Here is a 1246-nt window from a genome sequence, read left to right as displayed (position 1 = left end):
ATGTGTTGGGGTGGACGGCCCCCGAACGGCATCGAAACGTGCCAGAGTGAGTCGTGAAGATCTCAAACAAAGGGAGCCGTCCGTGGACAAGATTATCCGTATCGGCATCGATACGTCAAAGCACGTCTTTCAACTGCATGGCGTGAACGCCGCCGAGCGTCCGGTCTTGCGCAAGAAAATGCGCCGCAAAGAGATGATCGACTTCTTCACGACCTGTTCGCCGACCGTGATCGCCATCGAAGCCTGCGGTGGCTCCCATCACTGGGCTCGGCTGTTGAGCTCGCTCGGGCATGAGGTGAGGTTGATTGCACCGCAACTGGTCAAGCCGTACGTCAAAAGAAGCAAGAACGACGCCGCCGACGCCGAGGCCCTGTGCGAGGCGATGAGCCGGCCGACGATGCGGTTTGTGCCAGTCAAGTCAGTCGATGAGCAAGCCGCACTCATGCTGGTTGGCGTCCGGGATCGTTTGATCCGCAACCGCACCCAACTCGCCAATGCCATCCGTGGTTATGCCACTGAATTCGGCATTGCTGCCGCCAAAGGGCTGGCCCATGTTCCTTTGCTGCTTGAAAGGATACAGGCTGACGAGACCGTACCGGAGCTTGCACGGGAATTGTTTGCCAGCCAGGCGGACGAATACGCCCGGTTGGAAGAGAAGATTGCCGACGTGGATGCGAAGCTCAAGGCATGGGAGCGTAACGACGAACGCAGCAAACGTCTCAAAACCATTCCCGGCATTGGCCCGATCGGCGCGGCACTCCTGATCATGAAGACCCCGGCGCCGGAGCTATTCCAATCCGGCCGTCAGTTCGCAGCCTGGATCGGGTTGACGCCGAAAGATCACTCGACCGGCGGCAAGCTGCGCCTCGGCTGTATCACGCGAGCGGGTGATGAGGCATTGCGAGCGGCGCTGGTGGTCGGGGCAACTTCGGTCATTCAGCACGCACGGCGAACCGGTAAGGCGTCTGTCTGGCTGACCGAACTGCTCAAGCGCAAGCCGTCGAAGCTGGCAGCCATCGCACTCGCCAACAAGATGGCGCGAATCGCCTGGAAGATCATGGTGTCGAGCGAAACATACAATGCAAAATCGGCATCTGCGGTCATGGCAGACGTCGCATGAAGATCGGCCAGGATCGAAGAGTTTAAAACTGGAATCCGTGTTGCGTTGCTGATGCCGGAACTTGCAAGATAGGAGCAGATGGTGTGATCGATCGATCCACGGCGCGAGATACTCCGTGTAAGCCCA

General features: G+C 58.9%; 1 protein-coding gene. It reads left to right on the top strand.

Annotation, left to right across the window (positions count from 1 at the left end):
• The first annotated feature begins 82 nt into the window (after positions 1-82).
• Positions 83-1120 carry an IS110 family transposase gene (locus BC363_RS30575; protein WP_065787368.1) on the top strand — a complete coding sequence of 346 codons (1038 nt, stop codon included), beginning with the start codon at positions 83-85 and terminating at the stop codon, positions 1118-1120.
• Positions 1121-1246: the final 126 nt, after the last annotated feature.

The sequence above is a fragment of the Ensifer sp. LC384 genome (genome assembly GCF_001695865.1).
Lineage (GTDB): Bacteria > Pseudomonadota > Alphaproteobacteria > Rhizobiales > Rhizobiaceae > Ensifer.
Note: the sequence above shows the minus strand (reverse complement) of the source record. Positions and strands in the feature narration are given on the sequence as shown.